The sequence below is a fragment of the Kitasatospora sp. NPDC005856 genome (assembly GCF_040629945.1).
GTDB lineage: Bacteria > Actinomycetota > Actinomycetes > Streptomycetales > Streptomycetaceae > Kitasatospora.
In genome coordinates, this window is record NZ_JBEXWT010000088.1 from 14752 (window position 1) to 38091 (window position 23340).

27 protein-coding genes are annotated in these 23340 nt (G+C 72.9%); 14 read left to right on the top strand and 13 right to left on the bottom strand.

Annotation, left to right across the window (positions count from 1 at the left end):
* Positions 1-81: 81 nt before the first annotated feature.
* Both ABZ449_RS34325 and ABZ449_RS34330 read left to right on the top strand, forming a co-directional pair.
* Entirely contained in the window at positions 82-945 is an 864-nt protein-coding gene (locus ABZ449_RS34325; RefSeq protein ID WP_359899824.1) for a helix-turn-helix transcriptional regulator, read from the top strand.
* Complete coding sequence (locus ABZ449_RS34330) at positions 942-1157, top strand: DUF397 domain-containing protein (protein WP_360353937.1); 216 nt, start codon at positions 942-944, stop codon at positions 1155-1157. Before ABZ449_RS34325 ends, ABZ449_RS34330 begins: the two co-directional genes overlap by 4 nt.
* 166 nt (positions 1158-1323) lie before the next feature.
* On the opposite strand, the gene ABZ449_RS34335 is transcribed toward ABZ449_RS34330, so the two are convergent.
* Both ABZ449_RS34335 and ABZ449_RS34340 read right to left on the bottom strand, forming a co-directional pair.
* Complete coding sequence (locus tag ABZ449_RS34335; protein WP_360353982.1) at positions 1324-2439, bottom strand: ADP-ribosylglycohydrolase family protein; 1116 nt, start codon at positions 2437-2439, stop codon at positions 1324-1326.
* A gap of 140 nt (positions 2440-2579) precedes the next feature.
* Positions 2580-5168, bottom strand: coding sequence for a bifunctional FO biosynthesis protein CofGH (locus ABZ449_RS34340; protein ID WP_360353939.1), 2589 nt, complete (start codon positions 5166-5168; stop codon positions 2580-2582).
* Positions 5169-5350: 182 nt separating this feature from the next.
* On the opposite strand from ABZ449_RS34340, the gene ABZ449_RS34345 reads away from it, so the two are divergent.
* From ABZ449_RS34345 to ABZ449_RS34355, 3 genes are read left to right on the top strand one after another with little or no spacing between them, the layout of a single operon-like run.
* Positions 5351-6616, top strand: a complete 1266-nt coding sequence (locus ABZ449_RS34345) for a DUF2092 domain-containing protein (RefSeq protein WP_360353940.1) — start codon at positions 5351-5353, stop codon at positions 6614-6616.
* Between the two features lie 3 nt (positions 6617-6619).
* On the top strand, positions 6620-7675 hold the full coding sequence (locus tag ABZ449_RS34350; RefSeq protein ID WP_360353942.1) for an ABC transporter ATP-binding protein: 1056 nt from the start codon (positions 6620-6622) through the stop codon (positions 7673-7675).
* Complete coding sequence (locus tag ABZ449_RS34355) at positions 7662-8534, top strand: ABC transporter permease (protein ID WP_360353944.1); 873 nt, start codon at positions 7662-7664, stop codon at positions 8532-8534. The genes ABZ449_RS34350 and ABZ449_RS34355 overlap by 14 nt, the downstream gene beginning before the upstream one ends.
* On the opposite strand, the gene rarD is transcribed toward ABZ449_RS34355, so the two are convergent.
* On the bottom strand, positions 8524-9492 hold the full coding sequence (rarD, locus tag ABZ449_RS34360) for an EamA family transporter RarD (RefSeq protein ID WP_360353945.1): 969 nt from the start codon (positions 9490-9492) through the stop codon (positions 8524-8526). The genes ABZ449_RS34355 and rarD overlap by 11 nt on opposite strands.
* 204 nt (positions 9493-9696) lie before the next feature.
* The gene (locus ABZ449_RS34365) at positions 9697-10545 is read right to left on the bottom strand and encodes an SDR family oxidoreductase (protein WP_360353947.1); all 849 of its coding nucleotides are present in this window, start codon (positions 10543-10545) and stop codon (positions 9697-9699) included.
* 99 nt (positions 10546-10644) lie between these two features.
* Between ABZ449_RS34365 and ABZ449_RS34370 the strand changes: the two genes are divergently transcribed.
* Positions 10645-11046 (top strand): helix-turn-helix domain-containing protein, encoded by a 402-nt coding sequence (locus ABZ449_RS34370; RefSeq protein ID WP_360353949.1) that lies wholly within the window; start codon positions 10645-10647, stop codon positions 11044-11046.
* Here ABZ449_RS34370 and ABZ449_RS34375 read toward each other — a convergent pair.
* Positions 11030-11797: a TetR/AcrR family transcriptional regulator gene (locus ABZ449_RS34375; RefSeq protein ID WP_360353951.1), complete on the bottom strand. Its 768-nt coding sequence runs from the start codon at positions 11795-11797 to the stop codon at positions 11030-11032. The two genes, ABZ449_RS34370 and ABZ449_RS34375, sit on opposite strands and share 17 nt — an antisense overlap.
* A 90-nt stretch (positions 11798-11887) precedes the next feature.
* On the opposite strand from ABZ449_RS34375, the gene ABZ449_RS34380 reads away from it, so the two are divergent.
* On the top strand, positions 11888-12163 hold the full coding sequence (locus ABZ449_RS34380; RefSeq protein WP_360353953.1) for a DUF6011 domain-containing protein: 276 nt from the start codon (positions 11888-11890) through the stop codon (positions 12161-12163).
* Between the two features lie 49 nt (positions 12164-12212).
* Here ABZ449_RS34380 and ABZ449_RS34385 read toward each other — a convergent pair whose 3' ends face one another.
* On the bottom strand, positions 12213-14156 hold the full coding sequence (locus tag ABZ449_RS34385; RefSeq protein WP_360353955.1) for a hypothetical protein: 1944 nt from the start codon (positions 14154-14156) through the stop codon (positions 12213-12215).
* 228 nt (positions 14157-14384) lie between these two features.
* Between ABZ449_RS34385 and ABZ449_RS34390 the strand changes: the two genes are divergently transcribed.
* Positions 14385-15098: a chitinase gene (locus tag ABZ449_RS34390; RefSeq protein WP_360353957.1), complete on the top strand. Its 714-nt coding sequence runs from the start codon at positions 14385-14387 to the stop codon at positions 15096-15098.
* 98 nt (positions 15099-15196) lie between these two features.
* Here the strand turns inward: ABZ449_RS34390 and ABZ449_RS34395 are convergent, their stop codons facing one another.
* A complete protein-coding gene (locus ABZ449_RS34395; RefSeq protein WP_360353958.1) occupies positions 15197-16054 on the bottom strand; it encodes a hypothetical protein in 858 nt (285 codons plus the stop codon).
* Between the two features lie 115 nt (positions 16055-16169).
* Between ABZ449_RS34395 and ABZ449_RS34400 the strand changes: the two genes are divergently transcribed.
* Both ABZ449_RS34400 and ABZ449_RS34405 read left to right on the top strand, forming a co-directional pair.
* Positions 16170-17519 carry a tetratricopeptide repeat protein gene (locus ABZ449_RS34400; RefSeq protein WP_360353959.1) on the top strand — a complete coding sequence of 450 codons (1350 nt, stop codon included), beginning with the start codon at positions 16170-16172 and terminating at the stop codon, positions 17517-17519.
* 165 nt (positions 17520-17684) lie between these two features.
* Entirely contained in the window at positions 17685-18356 is a 672-nt protein-coding gene (locus ABZ449_RS34405) for a DsbA family oxidoreductase (RefSeq protein WP_360353961.1), read from the top strand.
* 44 nt (positions 18357-18400) lie between these two features.
* Here ABZ449_RS34405 and ABZ449_RS34410 read toward each other — a convergent pair whose 3' ends face one another.
* Together ABZ449_RS34410 and ABZ449_RS34415 are read right to left on the bottom strand one after the other, a co-directional pair.
* Positions 18401-18655 (bottom strand): hypothetical protein, encoded by a 255-nt coding sequence (locus ABZ449_RS34410; protein WP_360353963.1) that lies wholly within the window; start codon positions 18653-18655, stop codon positions 18401-18403.
* Positions 18656-18710: 55 nt separating this feature from the next.
* Entirely contained in the window at positions 18711-19064 is a 354-nt protein-coding gene (locus tag ABZ449_RS34415) for an antibiotic biosynthesis monooxygenase (protein ID WP_360353965.1), read from the bottom strand.
* A gap of 163 nt (positions 19065-19227) precedes the next feature.
* Between ABZ449_RS34415 and ABZ449_RS34420 the strand changes: the two genes are divergently transcribed.
* Together ABZ449_RS34420 and ABZ449_RS34425 are read left to right on the top strand one after the other, a co-directional pair.
* The gene (locus tag ABZ449_RS34420; RefSeq protein WP_360353967.1) at positions 19228-19554 is read left to right on the top strand and encodes a hypothetical protein; all 327 of its coding nucleotides are present in this window, start codon (positions 19228-19230) and stop codon (positions 19552-19554) included.
* Between the two features lie 184 nt (positions 19555-19738).
* Positions 19739-19867 carry a hypothetical protein gene (locus tag ABZ449_RS34425; protein WP_360353969.1) on the top strand — a complete coding sequence of 43 codons (129 nt, stop codon included), beginning with the start codon at positions 19739-19741 and terminating at the stop codon, positions 19865-19867.
* A gap of 12 nt (positions 19868-19879) precedes the next feature.
* Here ABZ449_RS34425 and ABZ449_RS34430 read toward each other — a convergent pair whose 3' ends face one another.
* The 4 genes from ABZ449_RS34430 to ABZ449_RS34445 form a co-directional block, all read right to left on the bottom strand.
* The gene (locus ABZ449_RS34430; RefSeq protein ID WP_360353970.1) at positions 19880-20809 is read right to left on the bottom strand and encodes a GNAT family N-acetyltransferase; all 930 of its coding nucleotides are present in this window, start codon (positions 20807-20809) and stop codon (positions 19880-19882) included.
* 35 nt (positions 20810-20844) lie between these two features.
* Entirely contained in the window at positions 20845-21189 is a 345-nt protein-coding gene (locus ABZ449_RS34435; protein ID WP_360353971.1) for a hypothetical protein, read from the bottom strand.
* A gap of 105 nt (positions 21190-21294) precedes the next feature.
* Complete coding sequence (locus tag ABZ449_RS34440; protein ID WP_360353973.1) at positions 21295-21549, bottom strand: hypothetical protein; 255 nt, start codon at positions 21547-21549, stop codon at positions 21295-21297.
* A complete protein-coding gene (locus ABZ449_RS34445) occupies positions 21546-21911 on the bottom strand; it encodes an ATP-binding protein (protein WP_360353974.1) in 366 nt (121 codons plus the stop codon). The genes ABZ449_RS34440 and ABZ449_RS34445 overlap by 4 nt, the downstream gene beginning before the upstream one ends.
* A gap of 182 nt (positions 21912-22093) precedes the next feature.
* Here ABZ449_RS34445 and ABZ449_RS34450 point away from each other — a divergent pair, with 182 nt between their 5' ends.
* Complete coding sequence (locus ABZ449_RS34450) at positions 22094-22978, top strand: helix-turn-helix transcriptional regulator (protein WP_360353976.1); 885 nt, start codon at positions 22094-22096, stop codon at positions 22976-22978.
* 7 nt (positions 22979-22985) lie between these two features.
* Positions 22986-23189: a DUF397 domain-containing protein gene (locus ABZ449_RS34455; RefSeq protein WP_360353978.1), complete on the top strand. Its 204-nt coding sequence runs from the start codon at positions 22986-22988 to the stop codon at positions 23187-23189.
* Positions 23190-23340: the final 151 nt, after the last annotated feature.

The following is a 23340-nucleotide window of genomic DNA, read 5'->3' on the forward strand; positions in this document are numbered from 1 at the left end:
TCAGGGGGGTTGGTCCCAATGTCCGAAGTGTTCCGAGGACTGCAGCTCCAACGAGCACCAGAGGTCCGGCCGGAGGTCGAAGTGTCCGCCAACGTCAATCCCACCGTGCGTCGCCGGCGGCTCGGTTCGGAGCTGCGCAAGCTCCGCGAGGGCCTGGGCATGACGGCGGAGGAGGTCGCCGGCCGCCTGATGGTCTCCCAGTCGAAGATCAGCCGACTGGAGAACGGCCGCCGCAGCATCAGCCAGCGCGACGTGCGCGACCTCTGCGACGTCTACAACGTGCCCGACGACCAGCTGCGCGCCAGCCTGATGGAGATGGCCAAGGAGTCACGCCAGCGCGGATGGTGGCACGACTTCAACGACATGCCGACCCCGTACAGCGTCTACATCGGGCTGGAGGCCGAGGCCTCCTCGATCCGCGCCTACGAGTCCTCCTTCGTCCCCGGCCTGCTGCAGACCGAGCACTACGCCCAGGCCGTCGTCGAGGGCACCCAGCCGGACACCGACGCCGTCGCCGTGCAGCGCCGGGTGCAGGTCCGGATGAAGCGCCAGGAGCGCATCCACGGCGAGAACCAGCTGGGCAGCCTGTGGACCGTCATAGACGAGGCGGTGCTGCGCCGCGAGGTCGGCAGCAAGGCCGTGATGGCCCAGCAACTGCAACAGATGCTGGAGCTCAGCCAGCGCGCGAACATCACCATCCAGGTGATCCCGTTCTCGCACGGCGCCCATCCCGGCATGACCGGGACATTCTCTCTGCTGGAGTTCCCGGAGTCAGCCGATTCCACAGTTGTCTACTTCGAAGGTGTGACGAGCGATCTCTACCTGGAGAAGGAGGCGGACGTGCGCCGCTATACCGGTCTGTACGACTACCTGAGAGCGGCCGCGCTCGGTGTCGCGGAGAGCCGGTCGCTGATAGCCGACATCGAGAAGGAATTCCACGAATGATCACCCCGTCCGAGTACGGAACCCCTTGGCGGAAGAGCAGTCACAGCGGGGGCCAAGGCGCCTGTGTGGAGATCGCCGTCCCAGGCGCGGGGGAGGTGGCCGTCCGGGATTCGAAGGACCCCAGGGGCCCACAGCTGCGCTTCTCGTCCGAGGCCTGGAGCGCCTTCGCCTCGGCGGCGGGGGACGGCGCCTTCGGCGAGCTGCCGGACTGACCCTCCCGCCCGGTTCCGCACTCGGACCAGTTGCCCGTAGCGCCGGCCGTCGCCCCTCGGCGGCAGCCGGCGTTACGGGCGACTTCCGTTCGGGGCGACTCCTGTGCCGGGTGACCCCTGTGCGGGCGACTCCCGCGTCGACCGACTCCCCTTCCGGGGCCCGGGTTCAGCTCACCACCGGGTAGCGGTCGCTCCAGTTGGCGCCCTCCGGGGTCCGCCGGTCGTGCAGTTCGGTGCCGTGCGCCAGCTCCAGCACGAAGTCGTCGGCGAGTTCGAGGATCGCCCCGCGCCCTTCGAGCCCGGCCAGCAGGCCCGGCGGCAGCGCGGTGTCCCCGTGCAGCGCACCGAGCAGGTTGCCGCAGATCGCGCCGGTGGAGTCGCTGTCCCCGGAGTGGTTGACCGCGAGCAGCAGGCCCGAGCGCACGTCGTGCGCGACCAGGGCGCAGTAGACCCCGATCGCCAGCGCCTCCTCGGCCACCCAGCCCTCCCCCAGCGCCTCGACCCGGTCGGCGGACGGCTCGCCCGCCCGCACCGCGTCCAGGGCGGCCCGCAGCGCGGCGGTGGTCTCCTCGTGCGCCGGCCGCTCGGAGAGCAGGGCGAGCGCGAGGTGGACGCCCTCCTCCAGGGTGCCGCCGCGGGCGACGGACTGGACGATCACCGCGAGCGCGCCCGCCGCGAGGTAGCCGGTGGGGTGGCCGTGGGTGAGCACCGAGCACTCCACCGCGAGCTGGAACACCAGGCCCGGCTCCCAGGTGGTGAGCAGCCCGAAGGGCGCCGCCCGCACCACCGTGCCGCACCCCTTGGAGTGCGGGTTCTTGGGGGCCTCCAGGGTGCCGAGCCACTCGGCCTCGGCCCCGCTGAGGCCCGACAGGCAGCCCTGTCCGGGGGCGCGCTGGGCGTACAGCCACTCCTCGCGGCCGAGCCAGCCGAGGTCGGGGCGGCGCTCGTCGGGGCCCCAGTCGCGCTGGGTGGCGGCCCAGCGCAGGTAGGCCAGGTGCAGGTCGGTGGGCGGGTGCCAGCTGCCGGTGTCGCGCCGGATGTGGGCGCGGATCAGCCCGTCGACGGTGAAGAGGCTGAGCTGGGTGTCGTCGGTGACGGCGCCGGTGCGCCCGTACGCGGGGACGTAGCCGGTGACGCCCTGCGGGCCGTGCTGGGCCCGGATCTTCTCCAGCGACTCGAACTCGACGCCGGCGCCGAGCGCGTCCCCGATGGCACCGCCGAGCAGACAGCCCCGCACCCTGCTGCGGTAGTCCTGCTGCTGGGCGCGGGACCACAGTGGCATCACGACGGGGCGCCTTTCCTTGGGGGTGGGGGGCCGCGCGACGCTCGCCGGTCGCGCGCCCTCGCACTGTATTCGAAGGCCTGAACGCGTCAACGGATTCCCTCGGACTTCAGTGCCACCCTCCACGGGGCCGGCCGCGGTCAGTCCACCACCGGCAGCAGCTCCGGCAGGTGCCCGTCCGAGGCCAGCGCCACGGCCAGCCGCTCGGCCGGCACCTCGCCGTAGGTGGTGGTGCGCTGGCGGTGCGGGCGGCCGGCCGCCTCGGCGATCGCCCGGAGGTCGCGCACCGACTTGTAGCTGCCGTACGCCGAGCCGGCCATCCGCGAGATGGTCTCCTCCATCAGCGTGCCGCCGAGGTCGTTGGCGCCCGAGCGGAGCATCTCGGCCGCGCCCTCGGCGCCCAGCTTGACCCAGCTGGTCTGGATGTTGGGGATGTGCGGGTGCAGCAGCAGGCGGGCCATCGCGATCACCGCGCGGTTGTCCCGGGCGCTCGGGCCGGGCCGGGCGATGCCGGCCAGGTAGACCGGTGCGTTGGTGTGGATGAACGGCAGGGTCACGAACTCGGTGAAGCCGCCCGTCCGCTGCTGGATCTCCGCGAGCAGCCGCAGGTGGCCGAGCCAGTGCTTCGGGGTGTCCACGTGCCCGTACATCATCGTGGACGAGGAGCGGATGCCCAGCTCGTGCGCGGTGGTGACCACCTCGACCCAGGTGGCGGCCGGCAGCTTGCCCTTGGTGAGCACCCAGCGGACCTCGTCGTCCAGGATCTCGGCGGCGGTGCCGGGGATGCTGTCCAGGCCCGACTCCTTGGCCCGCTGCAGCCAGTCCCGGATCGACAGCCCGGTGCGGGTGGCGCCGTTGACCACCTCCATGGGCGAGAAGGCGTGCACGTGGATGCCGGGCACCCGTTCCTTCACCGCGCGGGCGATGTCGAAGTAGGCGGTGCCGGGCAGGTCCGGGTGGATGCCGCCCTGCATGCAGACCTCGGTGGCGCCCACCTCCCAGGCCTGCGCGGCCCGGTCGGCGACCTGCTCCAGGGAGAGGGTGTAGGCGTCCGCGTCGGTGCGGCGCTGGGCGAAGGCGCAGAAGCGGCAGCCGGTGTAGCAGACGTTGGTGAAGTTGATGTTCCGGGTGACGCAGTAGGTGACGTCCTCCCCGACCGCGGCGCGGCGGACGTCGTCGGCGATCCGGCACAGGGCGTCCAGGGCCGGGCCGTCCGCGTGGAACAGGGCCAGCGCCTGGTCGTCGGTCAGCCGGGTCGGGTCGTCGGCGGCCACCGCCAGGGCCTGGCGCAGGTCCCCGGCGAGGCGCTCGGGCGCGCCCTTGGCGAGCACCTGCTCGCGCAGCACCTCCCAGTCGCCGTACACGTCCTCGAAGTCGGCCCGGCGGTCGCCGGTGCGGCCCTCGGTGTCGATGGTGGCGTGCAGGTCGGTGCGGCCGTACGACTCCGGCAGGTCCTCGGGCTCCTGCCAGGGCAGTCCGCGGACCACCGCGTCCGGGTCGGCCAGGCCGGTGGCCGGGTCGGCCAGGGCGCGGACGTGCGGCAGCACCCGCGGGTCCAGCCAGGGCTCGCCGCGGCGCACGTACTCGGGGTAGACGGCGAGGCGCTCGCGCAGGTCGAAGCCGGCCGCCGCCGAGCGCTCGGCCAGCCGCTCGATCTGCGGCCAGGGGCGCTCGGGGTTGACGTGGTCCGGGGTGAGCGGGGAGACCCCGCCCCAGTCGTCGATGCCGGCCGCGATCAGCCGCTCGTACTCGCCGTCCACCAGGTTCGGCGGGGCCTGGAGGCAGGCGGCCGGGCCCATCAGGTGCCGGGCGACCGCCACCGTGGCCACCAGTTCGTCCAGTTCGGCGTCCGGCATGCCGCGCATCGCGGTGTCCGGCTTGGCCCGGAAGTTCTGCAGGATCAGTTCCTGAATGCCGTGGTAGGCGCGGGAGACCTTGCGCAGCGCGAACAGCGACTCGGCGCGCTCCTGGTACGTCTCGCCGATGCCGATCAGCAGGCCGCTGGTGAACGGGACGGAGCTGCGCCCGGCGTCCTCCAGCACCCGCAGCCGGACGGCCGGCTCCTTGTCCGGGGAGCCGAAGTGCGGGCCGCCGGGCTCGCTCCACAGCCGGGTGGCGGTGGTCTCCAGCATCATGCCCATGGAGGCGGATACGGGCTTGAGCCGCTGGAAGTCGGTCCAGCTCAGCACCCCGGGGTTGAGGTGCGGCAGCAGGCCGGTCTCCTCCAGGATGCGGATCGACATGGCGCGCACATAGGCGATGGTGTCGTCGTAGCCGTGCGCGTCCAGCCACTCGCGGGCCTCCGGCCAGCGGTCCTCGGGCTTGTCGCCGAGGGTGATCAGGGCTTCCTTGCAGCCGAGTTCGGCGCCCCGGCGGGCCACCTCCAGCACCTCGTCCGGGGACATGTAGATCCCGTGGCCCTCCCGGCGCAGCCTGCCCGGTACGGTGGCGAAGGTGCAGTAGTGGCACTTGTCGCGGCAGAGCCGGGTGAGCGGGATGAAGACGCTCTTGGAGTAGGTGATGACGCCGGGGCGGCCGGCCGCTTCGAGGCCCGCGTCCCGGACCCGCGCGGCGCTCGCGCAGAGGTCCAGCAGGTCCTCGCCTCTGGCCTGGAGCAGCACGGCGGCCTCGGTCACGTCGAGGGCGACGCCGTCCCGGGCGCGACGCAGGGCGCGGCGCATCGCGTTCGCGGTCGGCGGGGTGCTGGCGTCCGTGGCTGTTCCGTCCATGACGTGACCCTACGCCAGGGGTGGTACCGCGGACGGAGCGAACCCTGAGGCCGCCTCAGGGTCGGCATACCCATGAAGGCCAACCCGATCTGGCCCCACAGGGCGATGACGGCGCCGGCGCGGCGGCCTCTAATGGAGGTGCAAGGTCAACCACACGTGTTCGCGGAGGAGTTGAGGACGCCATGACCAATGAGAAGGCGGCGGGGGACGATCTGGACGGCGGTGCGCCCCACCGCTCCCGGCGACGCGTCCTGATGCGCGCCGGGGTGCCGGTGGCGGTGGTCGCGGTGATCGCCGCAGGGGTGGGCCTGGTCCCGGCGCTGGCCGCCGACGGCGCGCCCGACCTGCCGACGCTGACCGCGGAGCAGCTGGTCGCCAAGGCGCTCGGCTCCGAGGCCCAGACGCTGTCCGGCACGGTCTCGATCAGCACCGACCTCGGGGTGCCGGGCCAGCTGCTCGGCGCGGCCGGCGGCCTCGGCGGGGCGGTCGGCGGGCACCGCGGGGACGGCGGGGGCTCCGCCGCGGACCCGCAGTCCAAGCTGCTCGGCCTGCTCGGCGGGGACCAGACGCTGCGGGTCGCGGTGGACGGCCCGGACCGCCAGCGGGTGGACGTGCTGGAGAACATGGCCGGCTACACCCTGGTCCGCGACGGTGACCAGGCCTGGGCCTGGGACAGCTCGACCAACAGCGCGGTGCACCTGATCGGAGCGGCGGGCCAGCTGGCCAAGAGGCACGCCGACCAGCACCCCGGTGCGCCGCTGTCCGAGCTGCCGGCCACCCCGCAGGAGGCCGCCCGGCAGTTCCTGGCCGGGAGCGCCGGCACCACCTCGGTGACCGTCGCCGGGACGGCCAAGGTGGCCGGGCAGAACGCCTACGAGCTGAGCGTGAAGCCCACCCAGTCCGGTTCGACGCTGGCCGAGGTCCGGATCGCGGTGGCCGCCGACAACGGGGTGCCACTGGCGGTGGCGGTGAAGTCCGTCGACGGCAGCACGGTGCTGAACGTCCGCTTCACCCAGGTGTCCTTCGCCAAGCCGGCCGACAAGACCTTCGACTTCACCGCCCCCAAGGGCGCGAAGGTGACGGAGCGGAAGGCGGACGAGGTCGCCGGGGACGCGCCGGGCGAGGCCCGGGAGCACAAGGGCACCGAGCCGTCCGAGGGCCTCGACGTGATCGGCGAGGGCTGGACGACGGTCCTCTCCACCCGGCTGCCCGGTGCGGTGGACGGGGTCGCGGACGGGGCGCCGAAGGGCGGCGGGCACGGCGGCCGCGGAGCCGGGGCGGCGCAGTCGGTGAACCCGCAGGCGATGGTGAAGTCACTCGGCAAGCCGGTCGCGGGCGGCACCCTGGTGAGCACCAAGGTGTTCAACGTCCTGCTCACCGACGACGGCCGGGTCCTGGCCGGCGCGGTGACCCTGCCGGTCCTCCAGCACGCCGCCGGGGTGAACTGACGGATGACCAAGGCTCCCGTAACGGGGGACGTTACGGAGTCGGCCGGGGGTACGGGCGCGGCACCGCGCCCGGCCCCCGCGCCCGTTCCCGCTCCTTCCGCTCCCCCGGTCTCCGCCTCCGACCACGTCATCCGGACCCGCGGCCTGACCAAGCGCTTCCATGGCGGCCAGCTCGCCGTGGACGGCCTGGACCTGGCCGTGCCGCGCGGCTCCGTCTTCGGCTTCCTGGGCCCCAACGGCTCCGGCAAGACCACCACCATCCGGATGCTGATGGGTCTGATCGCCCCGACCTCGGGCGTGGCCACCGTCCTCGGCGAACCGATGCCGCAGTCCGTCGCCACCGTGCTGCCCCGGGTGGGCGCGCTGATCGAGGGCCCGGCCCTGTACGGCTTCCTCTCCGGCCGGGACAACCTGGTGCGCTTCGACGCCGCCGACCCGACCGCCGACCCGCGCACCCGCCGGCAGCGGGTCGACGCGGCGCTGGAGCGGGTCGGCCTGAGTGCCGCGGCGGGCAAGAAGGCCCGCGCGTACTCGCTGGGCATGAAGCAGCGCCTGGGCCTGGCCTCCGCGCTGCTGCAACCGCGCGAGCTGCTGGTGCTGGACGAGCCGACCAACGGGCTGGACCCGCAGGGCATGCGGGAGATCCGGACGCTGGTCCGGGAGGTCGCGGCGGAGGGCACCACGGTGTTCCTCTCCTCGCACCTGCTGGACGAGATCGAGCAGGTCTGCACCCACGCCGCGGTGATGTCCCGGGGCCGGCTGGTGGTGCAGGGCACCGTCGCCGAGCTGGCCGCCCGGGCGCAGGGCCGACTGGTGGTCCGCACCCCGGACGTGGCGCGGGCCGCGGAGGTGCTGGCGGCCCACCGGGTCACCGCCCTGGTGCCCGGCGAGGACCGGGTGGACGGCGAGCCGGGCGTCCTGGACGAGGAGGCGCTGCCCAGGCTGTGCGCGGCGCTGGTCGAGGCCGGGGTGCGGGTGCACGGCTTCGGGCTGGAGCGGGGCACGTTGGAGGACGCCTTCGTGGCGCTGACCGGGGAGGGCTTCGATGTCGCGGGCTGAGGCGATCGCACCGGTGACGGGCCGGCGGCCGCAGACGGCGGCCGGGTTCCTGGCGCTGTTCCGCAGCGAGCTGCACCTGACCTTCCGCCGGATGCGCACCAAGGTGCTGCTGGGCATCCTGGCGGTGCTGCCGATCCTGATCGGGGTGGTGGTCAAGCTCAACACGGACGGTCCGCACGAGGGCGGCGGTCCGAGCTTCATCGCGCAGACCACGCAGAACGGGCTCTTCCTGGTCTTCACCGCGCTCGCGGTGGCGCTGCCGGTCTTCCTGCCGATGACGGTCGGCGTGGTCGCCGGGGACTCGGTGGCGGGCGAGGCGGCCGCCGGGACGCTGCGCTACCTGCTGGTCGCCCCGGCCGGGCGGACCAGGCTGCTGGCCGCCAAGTTCACCGCCGGTCTGGTGTTCTGCCTGGCCGCCACGGCGGCGGTCGCGGTGACGGCGCTGGCCGCGGGCGCCGCGCTCTTCCCGCTCGGTCCGGTCACGCTGATCTCCGGGGACGCCATCGGCCTCGGCGACGCGTTGCTGCGCGCCGTGCTGGTGGCCCTGGTGGTCGCGGCCTCGCTGGCCGGGCTGGTGGCGATCGGGCTGTTCGTCTCCACCCTCACCGGCAGCGGCATCGCGGCGATGGCCGCCACCGTCGGGCTGGTGGTCACCGTCCAGATCCTGGACGCCTTCCCGCAGCTGCACGCCATCAGCCCGTTCCTGTTCTCCCACTACTGGCTGAGCTTCGCGGACCTGCTGCGGGCGCCGATGTACTGGGACGGCGTGCTGAAGGACCTCGGCCTCCAGGCCGCCTACGTCGCCGTGTTCGGCTCGGCGGCGTGGGCCCGCTTCACCAGCCGGGACATCAGCGCGTGACGGCCGCCTCCGCGGGTGCGGGCCGCGGCACGGCCGCGGCCCGCACCGCGCGGTCGGCCCGCACCTGGCGCAGCGCGTCCCAGGTGAGCACCGCGAGCGCGACCCAGACCAGGCCGAAGCCGGCCCAGCGGGCGGGCGGCATGGACTCGTGGAACACCGCGACGCCGATCAGGAACTGGAACACCGGCGCCAGGTACTGCAGCAGCCCGAGCACGGTCAGCGGCACCCGGACGGCGGCCGCGCCGAAGAACAGCAGCGGGATCGCGGTGATCACCCCGCTGAGCATCAGCAGCCCGGAGTGCCCCCAGCCGTACGAGCCGGCCACCGTGTGCCCGAAGGTGCCGCGCCCGCCGACCTCCAGGTAGACCAGGTAGCCGAGGGCGAACGGGAACATGAAGGCGCTCTCGGCCGCCAGGCTCTCCAGTCCGCTCAGCCCGACCTGCTTCTTCAGCAGGCCGTAGGTCGCGAAGGAGAGCGCCAGGGTGAGGGCGATCCAGGGGAGCTGCCCGTACGCGACGGTCAGCACCGCGACGGCGGCGGCGCCGATGCCCACCGCCGCCCACTGCGCGGTGCGCAGCCGCTCCTTGAGCACCAGGACGCCGAAGGCGATGGTGACCAGGGGGTTGATGAAGTAACCGAGGCTGGCCTCGACCACGTGCCCGGCGTTGACGGCCCAGATGTAGACGCCCCAGTTGACCGAGATCACGGCGGCCGCGCCGGCCAGCATGGCGAGTCGGCGGGGCTGGCGCAGCAGCGGGCGTATCCAGCCCCAGTGCCGCTGGGCGACCAGCAGCAGGACGACCGCGACCAGGGACCAGACCATCCGGTTGGCCAGGATGTCGTCGGCGGCACCGGGTTCCAGCAGCGGCCAGAACAGCGGGAACAGCCCCCAGATGCCGTACGCGGCGACGCCGTACCAGAGGCCCCGGCCGTTGTCCTGCTGCTCTGTTCCCGCCATGGCCCAGTGCCCTTCCGCGCGCGTGTGTCGAGGCGACGCTAGCGGGCGGGAGGGGGAGATGTCATCTCCGTTTTCGGATTTTGGTCATGACATTGCTTGAAATCTGGACGGCTCCGCCGTTTCGGGCGCTCCCCGGGGTGGCGCGTGGGGCGGCGGGTGGCGTGGCGGACGGGCGGCCACCCCGGGCCGCGGGCGGGCGGTCGGTCAGGCGTCCAGGGCCGCGCGGACGGACTCGGCCAGCGGGACGGTCGGACGGCCGATCAGCCGGGCCAGGTCCCCCGGGGTGCCGGCCAGCTCGCCGCGCGCGATGCCCGCGTCCACGTCCACCAGGACCTCGGCGAAGCCCTGCGGCAGGCCCGCGCCGACCAGCGCGTCCAGGTGCTCGGCCGGGGTGACGTCCCGGTGCTCGACCGGCTTGCCGGAGGCCTTCGCCAGCTCGGCGGCCAGCTCGGGCAGGCTCCAGGCGGCGTCACCGCTCAGCTCGTACACCTTGCCCTGGTGCCCCTCGCCGAGCAGGACGGCGACCGCCGCGGCCGCGTAGTCCCCGCGCGGGGCGGTGGCGATCCGGCCCTCCCCGGCGCTGCCGAGCACCACGCCGCGCGCCACCGTGCCGGCCGCGTCGCCCAGGTAGTTCTCGGTGTACCAGCCGTTGCGCAGGAAGGCGTGGGGCAGGCCGGAGGCGAGGATCAGCTCCTCGGTGGCCTTGTGCTCGTCGGCCAGCCGGAAGGTGGCCGCGCCCGGCGCGCTGGTGTAGGCGAGCAGCGCGACCCCGGCGGCCTTGGCGGCCTCCACCACGGCCTGGTGCTGCGGGATCCGGCGGCCGACCTCGCTGCCCGAGACCAGCAGCACCCGGTCGCCCGCGGCGAAGGCGTCGGCCAGGGTCTCCGGCTTGTCGTAGTCGACCACGCGGACGGTCACGCCGCGCGCGGCCAGATCGGCGGCCTTCTCGGCGGAGCGGACGGCGACGGCCACCTCGCTCGCGGGGACCTCGGCCAGCAGGCCCTCGACGACGAGACGGCCGAGCTGGCCGGTGGCACCGGTGACGACGTACATCTGTGCTCCTCAGGGTTGTTACGCGGTTCTGACCTCGAAACTCACCCTAGGGGTGGCACTAACCTTTCGAAAGTACGCACTTCAAAGTAGGGTACTGACATGAAGGTAAGCGAGCTGAAGGCCGGCGGGCTGCCTCCCGCCGACGTCTTCGACCGGATGTGTCCGTCCCGGGGCGTGCTGGAGCACGTCACCAGCCGCTGGGGCGTGCTGGTGCTGGGCGCGCTGAACGAGCGCGGCTACCGGTTCAGCGAGCTGCGCCGCAAGGTCACCGGGGTCAGCGAGAAGATGCTCGCCCAGACCCTCCAGACGCTGGAGCGGGACGGCTTCGTGCTGCGCGAGGCGCACCCGGTGATCCCGCCGCGGGTGGACTACAGCCTCACCCCGCTGGGGCGGGAGGCCGCGGAGCTGGTCGCGGCGCTGGCGCACTGGTCGGAGCGGCGGGTGCCGGAGGTCGAGGCGGCGCGCCGGGAGTACGACGGGCGGGCTACCGCCCCGCGATGAGGGCGTCCAGCCCGTCCAGGACCCGGGCCAGGCCGAAGGCGTAGGCGTGGTCCGGGCTGTAGGCGCCGCCGTGCGCCTCGCCGGCGGCGGCTCCGACCCGGGCGGCGACGGGGTAGCGCTCGGGGTCGAAGACCCGGGCGAGCAGTTCGGCGTTGGCGGCCCACCACTGCTCGTCGGTCATCGCGCTGTCCTGCCGGGCGGCGCGCTCGTCGGCGGCCATCCGGGCGCAGGTCTGGACGAAGCCGAGCAGGTGGGTCAGCGCGGCGTCCAGGTCGACGTCGGGGAGCCCGGTGCCCTCGAAGGCGCCCAGCTCGTACTCGTACTTGGCCATCAGGCCGGGGCCGAGCGGCGGACGGCTGGTGGAGACGGCGGCGACCCAGGGGTGGGCGCGGTGCAGCGCCCGGTTGTCGTCCGCGACGGCGGTGACCCGGGAGCGCCAGCCCTCGTCGGCGGGGGTGCTGCGGGGCATCGTGGCGTAGACGGCGTCCAGCATCAGGTCGAGCAGCTCGGCCTTGCCCGGCACGTAGGTGTAGAGCGCCATCGGGGAGAGCCCCAGCTCCTGTGCGACCCGGCGCATGGTGACGGCGTCCACGCCCTCGGCGTCGGCGAGGGCGATCGCGGCGGCGGCGATCTCGCCGGTCGAGCGCGCCTGCCGCGGCCCGCGCCGACCGGGCCTCTCCTCGGCGGTGAGCCCCCAGAGCAGGGCGAGGGTGCGCGCCGGGTCTCCTGCGCTGCTGCGGTCGCTGGCCATGGGGCCATCGTTTCACGCACCGGCGGGGGCGTTGACGGCGTGGGCGTTGACGGCGTGGGCGTTGACGGCGGGGGCGGCTACCGTCTCAGCATGACCAGCCCGAGCAACCGTTCCGGCGCGACCGGCGCATCCGGCGTTCCCGGTCCGACCGGCGTTCCCGGCCTTCCCGGCTCGACCGGCCCCGAACCGCTTCCCGGGACGGACACGGCGCAGACCCTCCGTCCGCGGGTGACCTGCCGCCGCTGCCACCGGCCGCTGCACGACCCGGAGTCGCGGATGCTGCGGCTGGGGCCGGAGTGCCGGGACCCTGCGGAGCGGGTCGCGCGGTTCGACGTCGACCAGGAGCCGCTGCCGGGGATGGGCTAGGACTCACCCCGGCCTCGACACCGGCCCCGGCCCGGCCTCGGCACCGGTATCAGCCCCGGCCGAAGAAGCGGCGCAGGCGGCCGGGGCGGGGCTGTTCCTCGGCGGCCCCCTCGGCCTCCGGCTGCTGCGCGGCCTCCCGCCCGGCCTCCGGTTCGGCCTCCGATTCGGCCTCCGCCCCCGCGTCGGCGGCGTCCTCCCGCTCCGTCAGGTGCCGGGCGAGCGTGCGGTCCTCCGCGGACATCCAGGGCGCGGCGAGCACCAGCGCGGACAGCGAGCGGAGGATCGTCACCACCCGGGTGCGGCGGGCGCGGGCGCCGTGGCGCAGCCGCTGCCGGAGCAGGGCGGCGACGTCGGCCCGGGTCTGCGGCTGGGTCCAGCCGATCGCGACGAGGGCGAAGCCGGCCGCCTCGACCACCCAGTCCTCCGGCCCGAGCAGCAGGTCGCGCAGCACCCGGCGGCGCTCGGAGCCCTCCCAGGGCTGGTCGGTGCGGTGGTGGGCGATGCCGAGGCAGGCGAAGACCTGGACGGCCCGCACCCAGAGTTCGGGCTGGTGGGCGAGCAGGGCGCGGCCGAGTTCGTCCTCGCGCGGCATCGGGGGGTGGACCAGGACGCCGAGCAGGTCGTCCAGCGGCAGTCCGGCCAGCCGGACGGCGTGGTCGTAGGCGGCCGGGACGGTCGGCCAGAAGATCTCGGCGGTGGCGCGGACGAGCTCGGCGCTCCGCGGCTCGGGCGGGGCGACGGCCGGGCGCGGGTCGGTGCCGTCCCAGGCCCAGATCCGGGTGGTGGGCTCGGTCAGCGGCAGCCGGGGGTCGGGCTCGCCGACGGCCTGGTAGCCGACGGTGGCGCGCGGCAGCGCGAGCCGGACGGCCAGGATCGAGCTGGGCGGCTCCACGGTGGAGGCCGTGCAGTCGATCTCGGTGTCGCGGCCGGTGTCGGCGGCGGCGAGCACCCGGTGCAGCACGTTGACGGTGGCCTCGGTGGCGCCGGAGACCAGGCCGAGCCAGGGCTGCCGGTGGCTCAGCCGTTCCAGCAGCTCCTGGGCGTGCTCGTGCTCGGGGTGGGCGCGGTGGTGGTCGGCCAGGCCGAGCAGGTGGACCGGGTCGCCGTCGAGGGCGTGGCGCAGGCCGTACCGCGCCGGGCCGGCCTTGGGGTGGTCGGGATCGGCGGCGAGCACCCGGTCCAGCCAGGGCAGGCCCTCGGCGGGGCGGCCGAGGGCGCCGTACAGTTCGGCGACGTCGACGGCGAGGTAGCTGCTGGAGTCGTCGCGGCCCGGCGCCGCCCTCGCCAGTTCGGCCTCCCAGACGGCGAGCGCCCGCTCCGGCCGGCCGGCCGAGCGCAGGGCGTTGCCGAGCATCACGGCGGGCAGGTAGCCGGGGGCCAACCGGTGGGCCCGCTCGGCGAGTCGGACGGCGCGGTCGGTGTCGCCGAGCCGGCGGGTCAGGCCGGAGGCCATCGCCAGCAGCGGCACGTGGTCCTCGTGCCGGGCCAGTACGGCCTGCACGAAGTCGTGGAACGGCCGTACGGCATCGGCCGGTTCGGCCGGGAGCGGGTCGGGCAGCGCGCCGGTCGCGCGGGCCACCGCCTGGGCGACGGCGTCCGGGTCGACCAGGCCGGGCAGGTCCTCGCGGGCGAGCCAGGCGGTGTGCGCCCAGGGGCGGGCCGGCTCGTACTGGATGGCGGAGGCGAGCAGGCCGACGGCGGCGTCCCAGCCACCGGCGGCGGCCTCCACGTGGGCCCGGCAGACGGCCGTGCCGAGGTACACCTGGCCGTCCAGCGGGAACAGCTCGCGGGCCGCGGCCGGCCCGCCCGCCGCCGCGCACAACTCGGCCAGCGCCTCGTGCAGTTCGGGCAGTTGGGGGTCGGCGAGGATCGCGTCGCAGAGGTGTTCGGCGGCGTGCGCCAGGTCTCCGGAGTCGATCGCCAGCCGGGCGACCGCGACCTCGCCCTCGGCGGCCAGGCGTTCGTCGCCCGCGTCGTCCGTGTGCCCGCTCATTCGCCCCTGCTCCCCCGGTTGTGCCGTCCCACCCGACAGGAGGCTATCCGGTGCCACCGACAGCCCGGCGGTTCCCCGGCCGACGGGCCCGTCCACCGACCGGATCGGATACGACCCGTACGAGTGGTTTAGACCTCCGATGAGCATATTTGACGCTTTTCGACGCGAGGATGGCGGGGCCTCTTCGCACGCGAAGTGCCCATCCCGCTACCGGAATCGAGGAGATCGATGAAGCTCTCGCGCACCCTCTCCCTGGCGGCCTCCGCCGCCGTGCTGAGCACCCTCGCCATCACGGGCCAGACCGCCCCGGCCTCCGCCGCCTCCTTCGTGGTGAGCGAGTCCCAGTTCAACAAGATGTTCCCGGGCCGGAACCCCTTCTACAGCTACAAGGGCCTCACCGACGCCCTGAGCGCCTTCCCGAAGTTCGCCACCACCGGCAACGACGCCACCCGCAGGCGCGAGGCGGCGGCCTTCCTCGCCAACGTCAGCCACGAGACCGGCGGCCTGCGCTACGTCGTCGAGCAGAACACCGCCAACTACCCGCACTACTGCGACACTTCGCAGCCGTACGGCTGTCCGGCCGGACGGTCCGCGTACTACGGGCGCGGGCCGCTCCAGCTGAGCTGGAACTTCAACTACAAGGCGGCCGGCGACGCCCTGCACATCGACCTGCTGCACGACCCGTACCAGGTCGAGAAGAACCCGGCGACGTCCTGGAAGACCGCCCTCTGGTTCTGGAACACCCAGAACGGCGCCGGCCGGATGACCCCGCACGACGCCATCGTCAACAACAAGGGCTTCGGCGAGACCATCCGCAGCATCAACGGCGCGCTGGAGTGCGACGGCAGGAACCCGGACCAGCGCAACAGCCGCATCAACCTCTACAAGCAGTTCGTCGGCGTCCTGGGCACGGACGTGGGCGGCGGCAACATCTCCTGCTGACGGGGTTCTCGACGCGGAGCGGGAAGTCGGCCCGGCCGACTTCCCACTCCGCGTCAGTGGCTCTGGGATCCGACGACGGGCTCCTCGTCCTCCCCCGCTCAGCCCTCCTCGTCCTCGTCGTAGGGCGGGATGGTCCAGCGCAGGACCGTTCCGCCCGACCCGTCGGCTTCGAGGGTGACCGGAAAGGCCTGGCCCCAGTCCCGCCCGCCGTGGTGCCGCACGGCGTGGTCGCCCTGGCACCAGTCGATCCCGAGCACCCGGCAGCCGCCGACCTCGATCTCGCCCACGTGCAGCGGGTGGTCCAGGCCGGCCCGCCGGAAGGTGAAGTAGTCGACGTGCTTCTCCACCATGGTGGCCACTCCCTGGCCGGGCAGGCCGCCCCGCCAGGTGCCGATCTCGACCTCCCGCGCGGCCGCCTCGGCCACCGGTAGGTCGAGCCAGCCGTACGGCCCCTCGTCCCCGCCGTACGGGGACATCCGCTCGCCGCCGAAGCGCTCGTGCGCGTCCTTCCCGTACCGGCCCCAGTAGGAGAGGTCGGCGAGCCCGTCGGCCGGCTCGTCCTCCGGCCCCGTCCAGGCGTCCAGGCCCACGGAGTCGCCGACCGCCATTCCGCCCCGGTCGACCGGCAGGTCCCCGAGCAGCACCGGACTGTCCACCCCCGCGGGCCAGGGCAGGCCGAGCTCGATCTCCAGCGTCGCGATCGTCGGCTCCTCGTCGAACGCCGACGGCGCGGTGGTCGCCCGCACCGCCAGCGGCCGGTCGGCGGCGGCCGCGACGGCCACCGCCTCGTACTCCCACTCCTGGAGGTGCCCGCCGCCCGCCTTCGCCGCCGCGGCGGCCCGCACCGACAGCGGCTCCCCCACCCGTGGCCACTCGTCGATCCAGCTGGCCATGGCCAGCACCACCACCCCGGACGGCGCGGTGACGAATCCCAGGTCAACGAAGGTTTCGGACATCCGCCGATGATCTCAGGACAGGCCGACACCGCCTGAACGGGGTGCCGGTTGCGCCCCGGCCGAGGACCCGGGGCGATCGGCTGCCAGACCCCGACGTCGTCGATAGCCTGCCCTGGTGAATCTCGACGATCTCGCGTGGCAGCGGCAGTTCGACGGCGGAATCGACGTTCCCATGGCGGAACACCTCGCCGGACAGGGACAGTTGGAGCTCCTGATGGAGGCCGCCGTGGACCGCGGTGAGTGGTTCTGCGCCGAGGTGGCGGTCCGTGAGCTGGGCGCGGTGGGGGAGTTCGAGCGGGCCCTGACGGTCCTGGAGCCGTTCGTCGCGGTCGGCTGGCCGTTCGCCGTGCGGAAGTCCGCGGAGATCACGATCCGGCAGGGCCGGATCGAGGAGGGGCTGGCGCTGGTGCGCCCGGACGCGGCCGGCCTGGAGTCGCCGTTCGAGTGCCGGTGGTTCGCCGAAGCGCTGGTGCCGGCCGGACGGGTGGACGAGGCCATCGACGTGCTCACCCCCCACCTCGGCGAGCCCTGGATCCTGGAGTCACTGGTCGATCTGACCAGGGGGCAGAACCGTGACGCCCGCGTCCTGGAGCTGCTCGCCCCCTGCGCCGAGCGGGCCCTGGGCGGCACGGCGGACTGCCGGTGCTCCATGGCCGGGGATCAGCGCGAGTGCCGGCACCAGCCGTCGGAGGTACTGGTGCTGTACGCCCGGGTCCTGGAGCGCATGGGCCGGGCGGACGAGGCGATCCGGATGCTGGGCCCGGTCGTGCCCGTCATCCCGCAGGTGGCCTGGCTGTACGCGGAACTCCTCGCCGGCCAGGGCCGGATCGAGCAGCTGCGCGAGCTGGCCACCGGCGAGCACGCGCAGCTCGCCCTGGACCGGTGCGCGGACGCACTGGAGCAGCAGGGGCGGTTCCAGGAGGCCGAAGCCGTCCTGCGCGAGGCCCTCGAGGCGGACGGCGCGCACGCCCGTCGGCGCCTCATGCTGTTCCTGGCCCGCCGAGGACGCCTCGACGAGGCCGTCGACGTCGGACGGCCCACGTTCGAGTACCACGACCGGGGGAGCCTCCTCCACGAGGCGATCGACCTGCTGATCAAGCACGGCCGTCCGGAACGGGCGCTGGAGCTCCTGGACGACCTCGGTGCCGTGTACGTCGACGCGCATGCCGATGTGCTGCGCCACACCCGGCTCCGCCTGCTCGCGAAGGCCGGGCGCTACGCCGAGGGCGTCGCGGAGGCGAAGGCGCTGAGCGCGGAGGAGCCCGGCCTGTGGGACACCACGGTGGCGTGGCTGCTGGATCTGGACGGCCGGACGGACGAGGCCCTCGACCTGCTCCGGTCGTCCACCGAGTACGGGGCTCACCGAACCGTCGCCGAGATCCTGAGCAGGCACGGCCACTACGCCGAGGCCATCGCCGCCATCCCCACGGTGTCCGCCCAACGCGAGGCGTGGGAGCGTCGCTGAGGCCTGCGGCCGACGCGCCCCGGCCCCGCACCCGGCCTCGCACCCCGGCCCCGCACCCCGGCTCCGTGCGCCTGGATATTTCAGCATGAGAAATATCCAGGTACCCGAAGGCGTTCCGGTTGGCGTTGGCGCGGGAGGTCCGCGCGAGGCTGGAAGGAGTGCGCCGTGCGCGTGGAGATCTGGAGCGACATCAACTGCCCGTGGTGCTACGTCGGCAAGGCCCGGTTCGAGCAGGCGCTGGCGGCCTTCCCGCACCGTGCGGAGGTGGAGGTCGTCCACCGCTCCTTCGAGCTGGACCCGCGGGCGCCGCAGGAGGCCCGTCCGGTGGTGCCGCTGCTCGCCGCCAAGTACGGGATGAGCCTGGAGCAGGCCGAGGCGGCGGAGGCCCGGATCGCGGAGAACGCGCACGCCGAGGGCCTGCCGTACCTGCGCGAGGGCCGTGACGCGGCCAACTCCTTCGACATGCACCGCCTGCTGCACTTCGCCGAGGAGCACGGCCGGCAGGGTCAGCTGCTGGACGCGCTGTACCGGGCGAACTTCGCCGAGGAGCGGTCCGCCTTCGAGGCCGGGCGGCTGGTCGAGCTGGCCGTCGGGGCCGGGCTGGACGGCGAGGCGGCCGCGGCCGTCCTGGCCGACCCCGAGGCGTACGCGGAGGCGGTGCGCGAGGACGAGGCCACGGCGAGCGCCATGGGCGCGACAGGCGTGCCGTTCTTCGTCCTGGACCGCCGGCTGGGCGTCTCGGGCGCTCAGCCCGCCGAAACGTTCACCCAAGCACTGGAGCAGGCCTGGGAGACCAGGGTCTCCCTGCCGCTGGCGCCGCTCACGCCGAAGGGGTGAGGGGCGTCGGAGCAGGAAGTCGGCCCGTCCGACTTCCTGCTCCGCTAGCGGTCGAGGGAGACGAGGAACTCCGGCCGCAGCCGCCAAGGGCTGCCGTCCTCCGTCTCGACGTAGTAGACCGGCCCGACGTGGCCGCCGTCGCGGTCGTCGGCCTCGACGAAGCATTCGAGGACCACACCCCTGGTGCCCAGGACCTCCCCGCCCAGGTGGCCGAGTTCCGGGCGGGGCGGATCCGGGGTGGTCAGCTCCACCCGCTCACCGTGGGCGAACGTGGCTTCGTCGGGCCAGGGAATCGTCATACCGGCAGGTTACGGGCCTCCCTGCTCGGCGGCTGCTGCCGGGCTCCGCGTCGGGCTACTCCCGCACGAACCCGTGGCTCCGCTCCACCTTCGCCACGTGCAGCGTGTAGTTCTCGTACCACTCGGCCCGCCCGCGCTTCTGCGCCGCACGGTGCTCGGCGTTGGTCCGCCACTCGGTGAGGGCCTCGGCGTCCCGGAAGTACCCGACGGTGATGGACAGCCCGCCGGGGGTCTGCGCATGGTCCATCCCCAGATAGCCCGGGACGTCCTTCACCAGGTCTTCCATGCGTGCGCTGGTGTCGCTGTAGCCGCTCTGGTCCTGGGTGCGCACGGTGGTGAAGACCACTGCGTAGTAAGGGGGTTCAAAGGCCTGGACGGGCGCGACAGGTGCTCCGGACTGGTTGCTCATGGCGCCACCGTAAGGCGGGATCAGCCCGAGGATCCATCGGCTTTGCCGAACGGGATCCACAAGGGATCCAGATCTTTGCCGAACCGTCCGGACTCCCCGACGAGGAGCACCAGCGCCACCGGCAACCGTCGGTCGTCAGCCGTCCGGGCACTACGCTGCCCGCGTGATCGACCATGCGAACGTCCGCCTCGCCGACCTTCTCGACCGTCGTGCGGACGGGCACGAGCCCGCACCGGAGGCCGTGCTGGCCGCGCTGTTCGAAGCCGGGCTCTTCGTTCCCGTCACCGGCACCGGCTCGGTGACGTTCCTCCCCGACGACGAACAGCGGCCCACGCTGCTCGGGTTCACCGACGCGGCGCTCGGTGCGCGACTGCTGCCCGCGGCAGCCGGGATGGTGCACTGCGACGCGGTGCGGCTGCGGGACGTCCTGGAGAGCACCGGCGTCGCCGTGCTCGGGGTCCGCTCCGGGACGACGACGAGGAGCACCTGATGCTGCACGTCGCCGTCGACGAGGACCTCCCCTCGGCCGCCGCCGACCGCCTGATGCAGGTGCTGCTCGGCGAGGAGGTGAAGCTCGGCCCGAGGCACCCGAAGGTCGGGATGCTCGCCCTGAACGCCACCCCACCGCCCACGCCGACACCATCGCCCGGCTGGACCGCCAGGGACTGGACACGGTGCGCCACGACGCCGGATCGGGCCAGGTCCGGGTGGTCTCCCGCGCGTACGACGACCCCTCGGCGACCCCGGCGAACGGCCCGGTGCCCCAGCCCCGGGCCAAGCGCCGCTGGTTCGGCCGGTCCTGACCGGACGGCTTCCTAGTCGTAGAAGAACTGACGGAGGTCCTCGACCGATCCGGGGCCGAACAGGAAGGCCTCGACGCCGTTGAGCGCACGCAGCGGTGGCGGTCCGTCAGCGTGGAGCCGCCGCAACCAGCTCTCGCCCTGCTCCCCCACCGCGTGCACGGCGGACAGCAGTTCGGCCATCCCGGCCGGGCGGGGCGGGGCCACTCCGGTGACGGGGGCGAGCTCCCAGCCGCCGGCCCGGGCGGCGAGCCTCAGCACGCCCGCCCAGGTCGCGATGCGACAGAGCCGGTTGCGCAGGGGCAGTTCGACGGACGGATCGAGGTAGCCGAGTCCGACGGTCGCGGCGGCGAGGTCGTCCATCACCTGCCGCTCGACGGGCGTGCGGAGCCAACGGCCCTCCTGGGCGTCCTCGATGGCGGCGTGCCACCACTCCCAGGCACTGTCGAGACGGGTCTCCGACGCGGCTGGCGAGGGAGGTCCCGGCGTGCCGGTCTGCGGCCGGTGGAGGTGGAACAGTTCCGGGTCACCGTCATCGAGGCCGTGGACGAGGCCGACCGCCTGCCACCCGGCTCGTTGCAGCAATCGCCGCATCGGATGATTGGAGACGTTCGTCGAGGTGAAGAGCTTCGGGGTCCCGCAGGAGGTCGCCGCCGCCTCCAGCAGGCGACGGCCAACACCCTTGCCGCGAGCGGACGGCGAGACCATCAGCATCGTCACGAAACCCTGCTCGAAGAAGGTGTACTCGACGACGCAGTAACCGAGCGGCCCGGACGCGTCTTCCGCCACGAGGACCGGGCCCAGGCCCTGTCGGCACCACCTCCGGATGCTCGCCGCCCGCTCCCCGTCGCCGCCGGCCGCGACCGTGTCGATGCCGACCAGTGCGGCCGCGTCCGACTCGCCGCCGCGGCGCACGACGAACTCGCCCAGATCCACTGCGTCCATGGGGACATGCTGCCAGGTCGTGCCGATGTCATCGGCTACGTCGGTCCGCGGCCCACGCCGGAGCAGGGGTTCAGGCGGGTCGCGTGCCAGGGGGAGTTACGGCCGGCGGCCTCGCGGTAGGCGATGCGCTGGACGGCGAAGAGCAGGCGGTAGAGGTTGAGGGCGGTGTCGGAGTCGTCGGCGGCGAAACCCAGGTGGTGGACGAAGGTTTCGAGCTGGGGCCAGTCGAAGTCGTCGGGGGCGGGCGGGGCGACGGCGACGCCGAAGACCGAGTTGAAGGCGGCGGCGACGGCGTAGTGGGCGGCGGCGAGGGCGTTGACGACGCCGGGGTCGACGCCGGGGTCGGTGGCGGGGGCCGTGGCGGGGGCCTGGTCGGACATGTCAGGACTCCTCTTCGTCGGGCTTTGCAAGGTTGAGCGTGGTGATGACGCCCAGGACGACGGTGGCGATCGCGAGGGCGAGGAGGGTGAGGAGGGCGGCGGCGATCAGGAACCGCACGAGCGCTCGCGGTCGGCGTCGAAGAGGAGGGTGAGGAGGTTGAAGAGGGTGGAGGCGGGCGCCGTGTTGAAGCGGACGAGGACCCGGCCGTCGAGCGTCTTGTCCGTGCTGGCGGACGGGAAGATCAGGCCGAACTCGCGACCGCGCTCCTGGAGTTCACCGAGGAGGCTGCGGACCTGGGCGTCGGTGTAGGCCCGGATGCGGGGGTCGGTGGGCTGCATGGGGTAGCGGCGGCGGTTCACGCGGAGGCCTCCAGTTCGAACCAGACGACCTTGCCCGTCTTGCGGGGGTCGGCGCCGAAGCGGTGGGTGAGGGCGCGGACGAGGTAGAGGCCCCGGCCGGAGACGGCGAGCGGGTCCGCGGGGAGGCCGGGTTCGGGGAGGACCGGGCTGTTGTCGGAGACCGAGACCCGGAGCCGGTGGCCGGCGAGGGCCAGGACGACCAGGGGAGCAAGGGTGTCCCCGTGCCGCCAGGCGTTGAAGAAGACTTCATGGAGGGCGAGTTCGGCGTCGGAGATGACGGAGGGTCGCCACCCGGCGGAGGTGAGGAGGTCGGAGAGCTCGGCACGAGCGGCGGACCAGTCGGGAGGGTTGCAGGCACGCATGAGAGACCCCAGGGGAGGAAGAGGGGAATCGACGAAACAGACGCTCCGTCATGTGATCGGTGCAACACTGAGAGTAGGGCGATAGGTGTTACGCGTGCAACCAGATCGCCGAGATACCTCGCCCCACTTGGCTAAGCTCACTCATGTGGGTGGAGACTGGCCCGACACGGAAGGAATCACCCTTGGCACTCAGGACCCAAATCAGCGAGCGACAGCGGCGGTTCGGCGCTGAGCTGAGGAGGTTGCGCGAAGCGGCGGGCCTGGCAGTCAAGGATGCCGGCGCCCTCATCGGCATGGCGGGCCCACAGCTCAGCCACATCGAGGCGGCTCGAACGGCCCTCGATCCGGAGCGGCTCTCGGTCTTGCTCCAAGGCTATGGGTGCACGGATGAGCCCTACATGGTTCTCCTGCGCAATCTCGGCGCGAGCGACGGGAAGGGCTGGTGGAGCAACTTCAAGGGGCAGGTGCCCGCCTTGGCACTCGACCTGGCAGAGTCCGAAGATCGGGCGATCCGTCTCGACAACTACGAGACACTTCACATCCCCGGCATCCTTCAGTTGCCCGCCTACACCGAAGCGGTCTACGCCGATGGCACCGGCAAGTGGGACACTGCGCGACAGATCGACTTTCGCATGGAGCGACAACGGATCCTGACCGATGGAAAGCAGCGACAGTTCCGCTTTGTCATCCATGAAGCGGCATTGCGCATGCGGTTCGCGGGAGATGAGGTCATGCGAGCTCAACTGATCCATCTGATGGAGATCGCAGAGCTTCCCAACGTGGATCTCCAAGTCATGCCGTTCACTGCGCCGAAAAGCGCACCCTTCTCCGCGTCATTCATGCTCTGCGATCCTGGCTGCCCTGAGCTCGCGACGGTCATTTTGGATGGTCCGAAGCGGGCAGAGCACATTGCTGATCAGACTGAGCTGACGGCCTATAGCCAGATGTTCCAGCAGCTCAGTGCTCATGCCCTACCGGCAGCAGACCTGGAGATGGCGTTGCGTGGACTCCCCAACCGCGACTCGTGGGGGCTCCTGCATCATCTTCTCTATCTGCTTCAGTCGTGAAAGGCCCATGATGTCCCACACCTCCTGGCAGAAGTCGTCATACAGCAACGCCGAAGGAGGCAATAACTGCCTTGAGCTAGCTGCTGGTCCCGACGACCTCTGCCATCTCCGTGAATCTGATGCTCCCGATGTCATCGTCACCACGAGCACCGCCAAGCTCGACGCCTTCCTCCAAGGCGCCAAGGCCGGCGACTTCGACCACCTCACCTGAGCCTTGCCCGCTCGCCGCCACGGCGAGCGGGCAAGGGGCGGCTGTCCCTAAACGCAAAGAACCCCCATCCGGAAACCGGATGGGGGTTCTTCTGAATAATTGTTCGGCGGCGTCCTACTCTCCCACAGGGTCCCCCCTGCAGTACCATCGG

What these genes read in the sequence shown, in the direction of transcription:
- ABZ449_RS34355 (WP_360353944.1), top strand. Translation starts at nt 7,662, where the DNA reads ATGTCGCGGGCTGAGGCGATCGCACCGGTGACGGGCCGGCGGCCGCAG.
- ABZ449_RS34430 (WP_360353970.1), bottom strand. Translation starts at nt 20,809, where the DNA reads ATGGACGCAGTGGATCTGGGCGAGTTCGTCGTGCGCCGCGGCGGCGAG.
- ABZ449_RS34415 (WP_360353965.1), bottom strand. Translation starts at nt 19,064, where the DNA reads ATGAGCAACCAGTCCGGAGCACCTGTCGCGCCCGTCCAGGCCTTTGAA.
- ABZ449_RS34345 (WP_360353940.1), top strand. Translation starts at nt 5,351, where the DNA reads ATGACCAATGAGAAGGCGGCGGGGGACGATCTGGACGGCGGTGCGCCC.
- ABZ449_RS34370 (WP_360353949.1), top strand. Translation starts at nt 10,645, where the DNA reads ATGAAGGTAAGCGAGCTGAAGGCCGGCGGGCTGCCTCCCGCCGACGTC.
- ABZ449_RS34340 (WP_360353939.1), bottom strand. Translation starts at nt 5,168, where the DNA reads ATGGACGGAACAGCCACGGACGCCAGCACCCCGCCGACCGCGAACGCG.
- rarD (WP_360353945.1), bottom strand. Translation starts at nt 9,492, where the DNA reads ATGGCGGGAACAGAGCAGCAGGACAACGGCCGGGGCCTCTGGTACGGC.
- ABZ449_RS34335 (WP_360353982.1), bottom strand. Translation starts at nt 2,439, where the DNA reads ATGCCACTGTGGTCCCGCGCCCAGCAGCAGGACTACCGCAGCAGGGTG.
- ABZ449_RS34455 (WP_360353978.1), top strand. Translation starts at nt 22,986, where the DNA reads ATGATGTCCCACACCTCCTGGCAGAAGTCGTCATACAGCAACGCCGAA.
- ABZ449_RS34410 (WP_360353963.1), bottom strand. Translation starts at nt 18,655, where the DNA reads ATGACGATTCCCTGGCCCGACGAAGCCACGTTCGCCCACGGTGAGCGG.
- ABZ449_RS34380 (WP_360353953.1), top strand. Translation starts at nt 11,888, where the DNA reads ATGACCAGCCCGAGCAACCGTTCCGGCGCGACCGGCGCATCCGGCGTT.
- ABZ449_RS34395 (WP_360353958.1), bottom strand. Translation starts at nt 16,054, where the DNA reads ATGTCCGAAACCTTCGTTGACCTGGGATTCGTCACCGCGCCGTCCGGG.
- ABZ449_RS34330 (WP_360353937.1), top strand. Translation starts at nt 942, where the DNA reads ATGATCACCCCGTCCGAGTACGGAACCCCTTGGCGGAAGAGCAGTCAC.
- ABZ449_RS34365 (WP_360353947.1), bottom strand. Translation starts at nt 10,545, where the DNA reads ATGTACGTCGTCACCGGTGCCACCGGCCAGCTCGGCCGTCTCGTCGTC.
- ABZ449_RS34445 (WP_360353974.1), bottom strand. Translation starts at nt 21,911, where the DNA reads ATGCGTGCCTGCAACCCTCCCGACTGGTCCGCCGCTCGTGCCGAGCTC.
- ABZ449_RS34390 (WP_360353957.1), top strand. Translation starts at nt 14,385, where the DNA reads ATGAAGCTCTCGCGCACCCTCTCCCTGGCGGCCTCCGCCGCCGTGCTG.
- ABZ449_RS34350 (WP_360353942.1), top strand. Translation starts at nt 6,620, where the DNA reads ATGACCAAGGCTCCCGTAACGGGGGACGTTACGGAGTCGGCCGGGGGT.
- ABZ449_RS34385 (WP_360353955.1), bottom strand. Translation starts at nt 14,156, where the DNA reads ATGAGCGGGCACACGGACGACGCGGGCGACGAACGCCTGGCCGCCGAG.
- ABZ449_RS34435 (WP_360353971.1), bottom strand. Translation starts at nt 21,189, where the DNA reads ATGTCCGACCAGGCCCCCGCCACGGCCCCCGCCACCGACCCCGGCGTC.
- ABZ449_RS34375 (WP_360353951.1), bottom strand. Translation starts at nt 11,797, where the DNA reads ATGGCCAGCGACCGCAGCAGCGCAGGAGACCCGGCGCGCACCCTCGCC.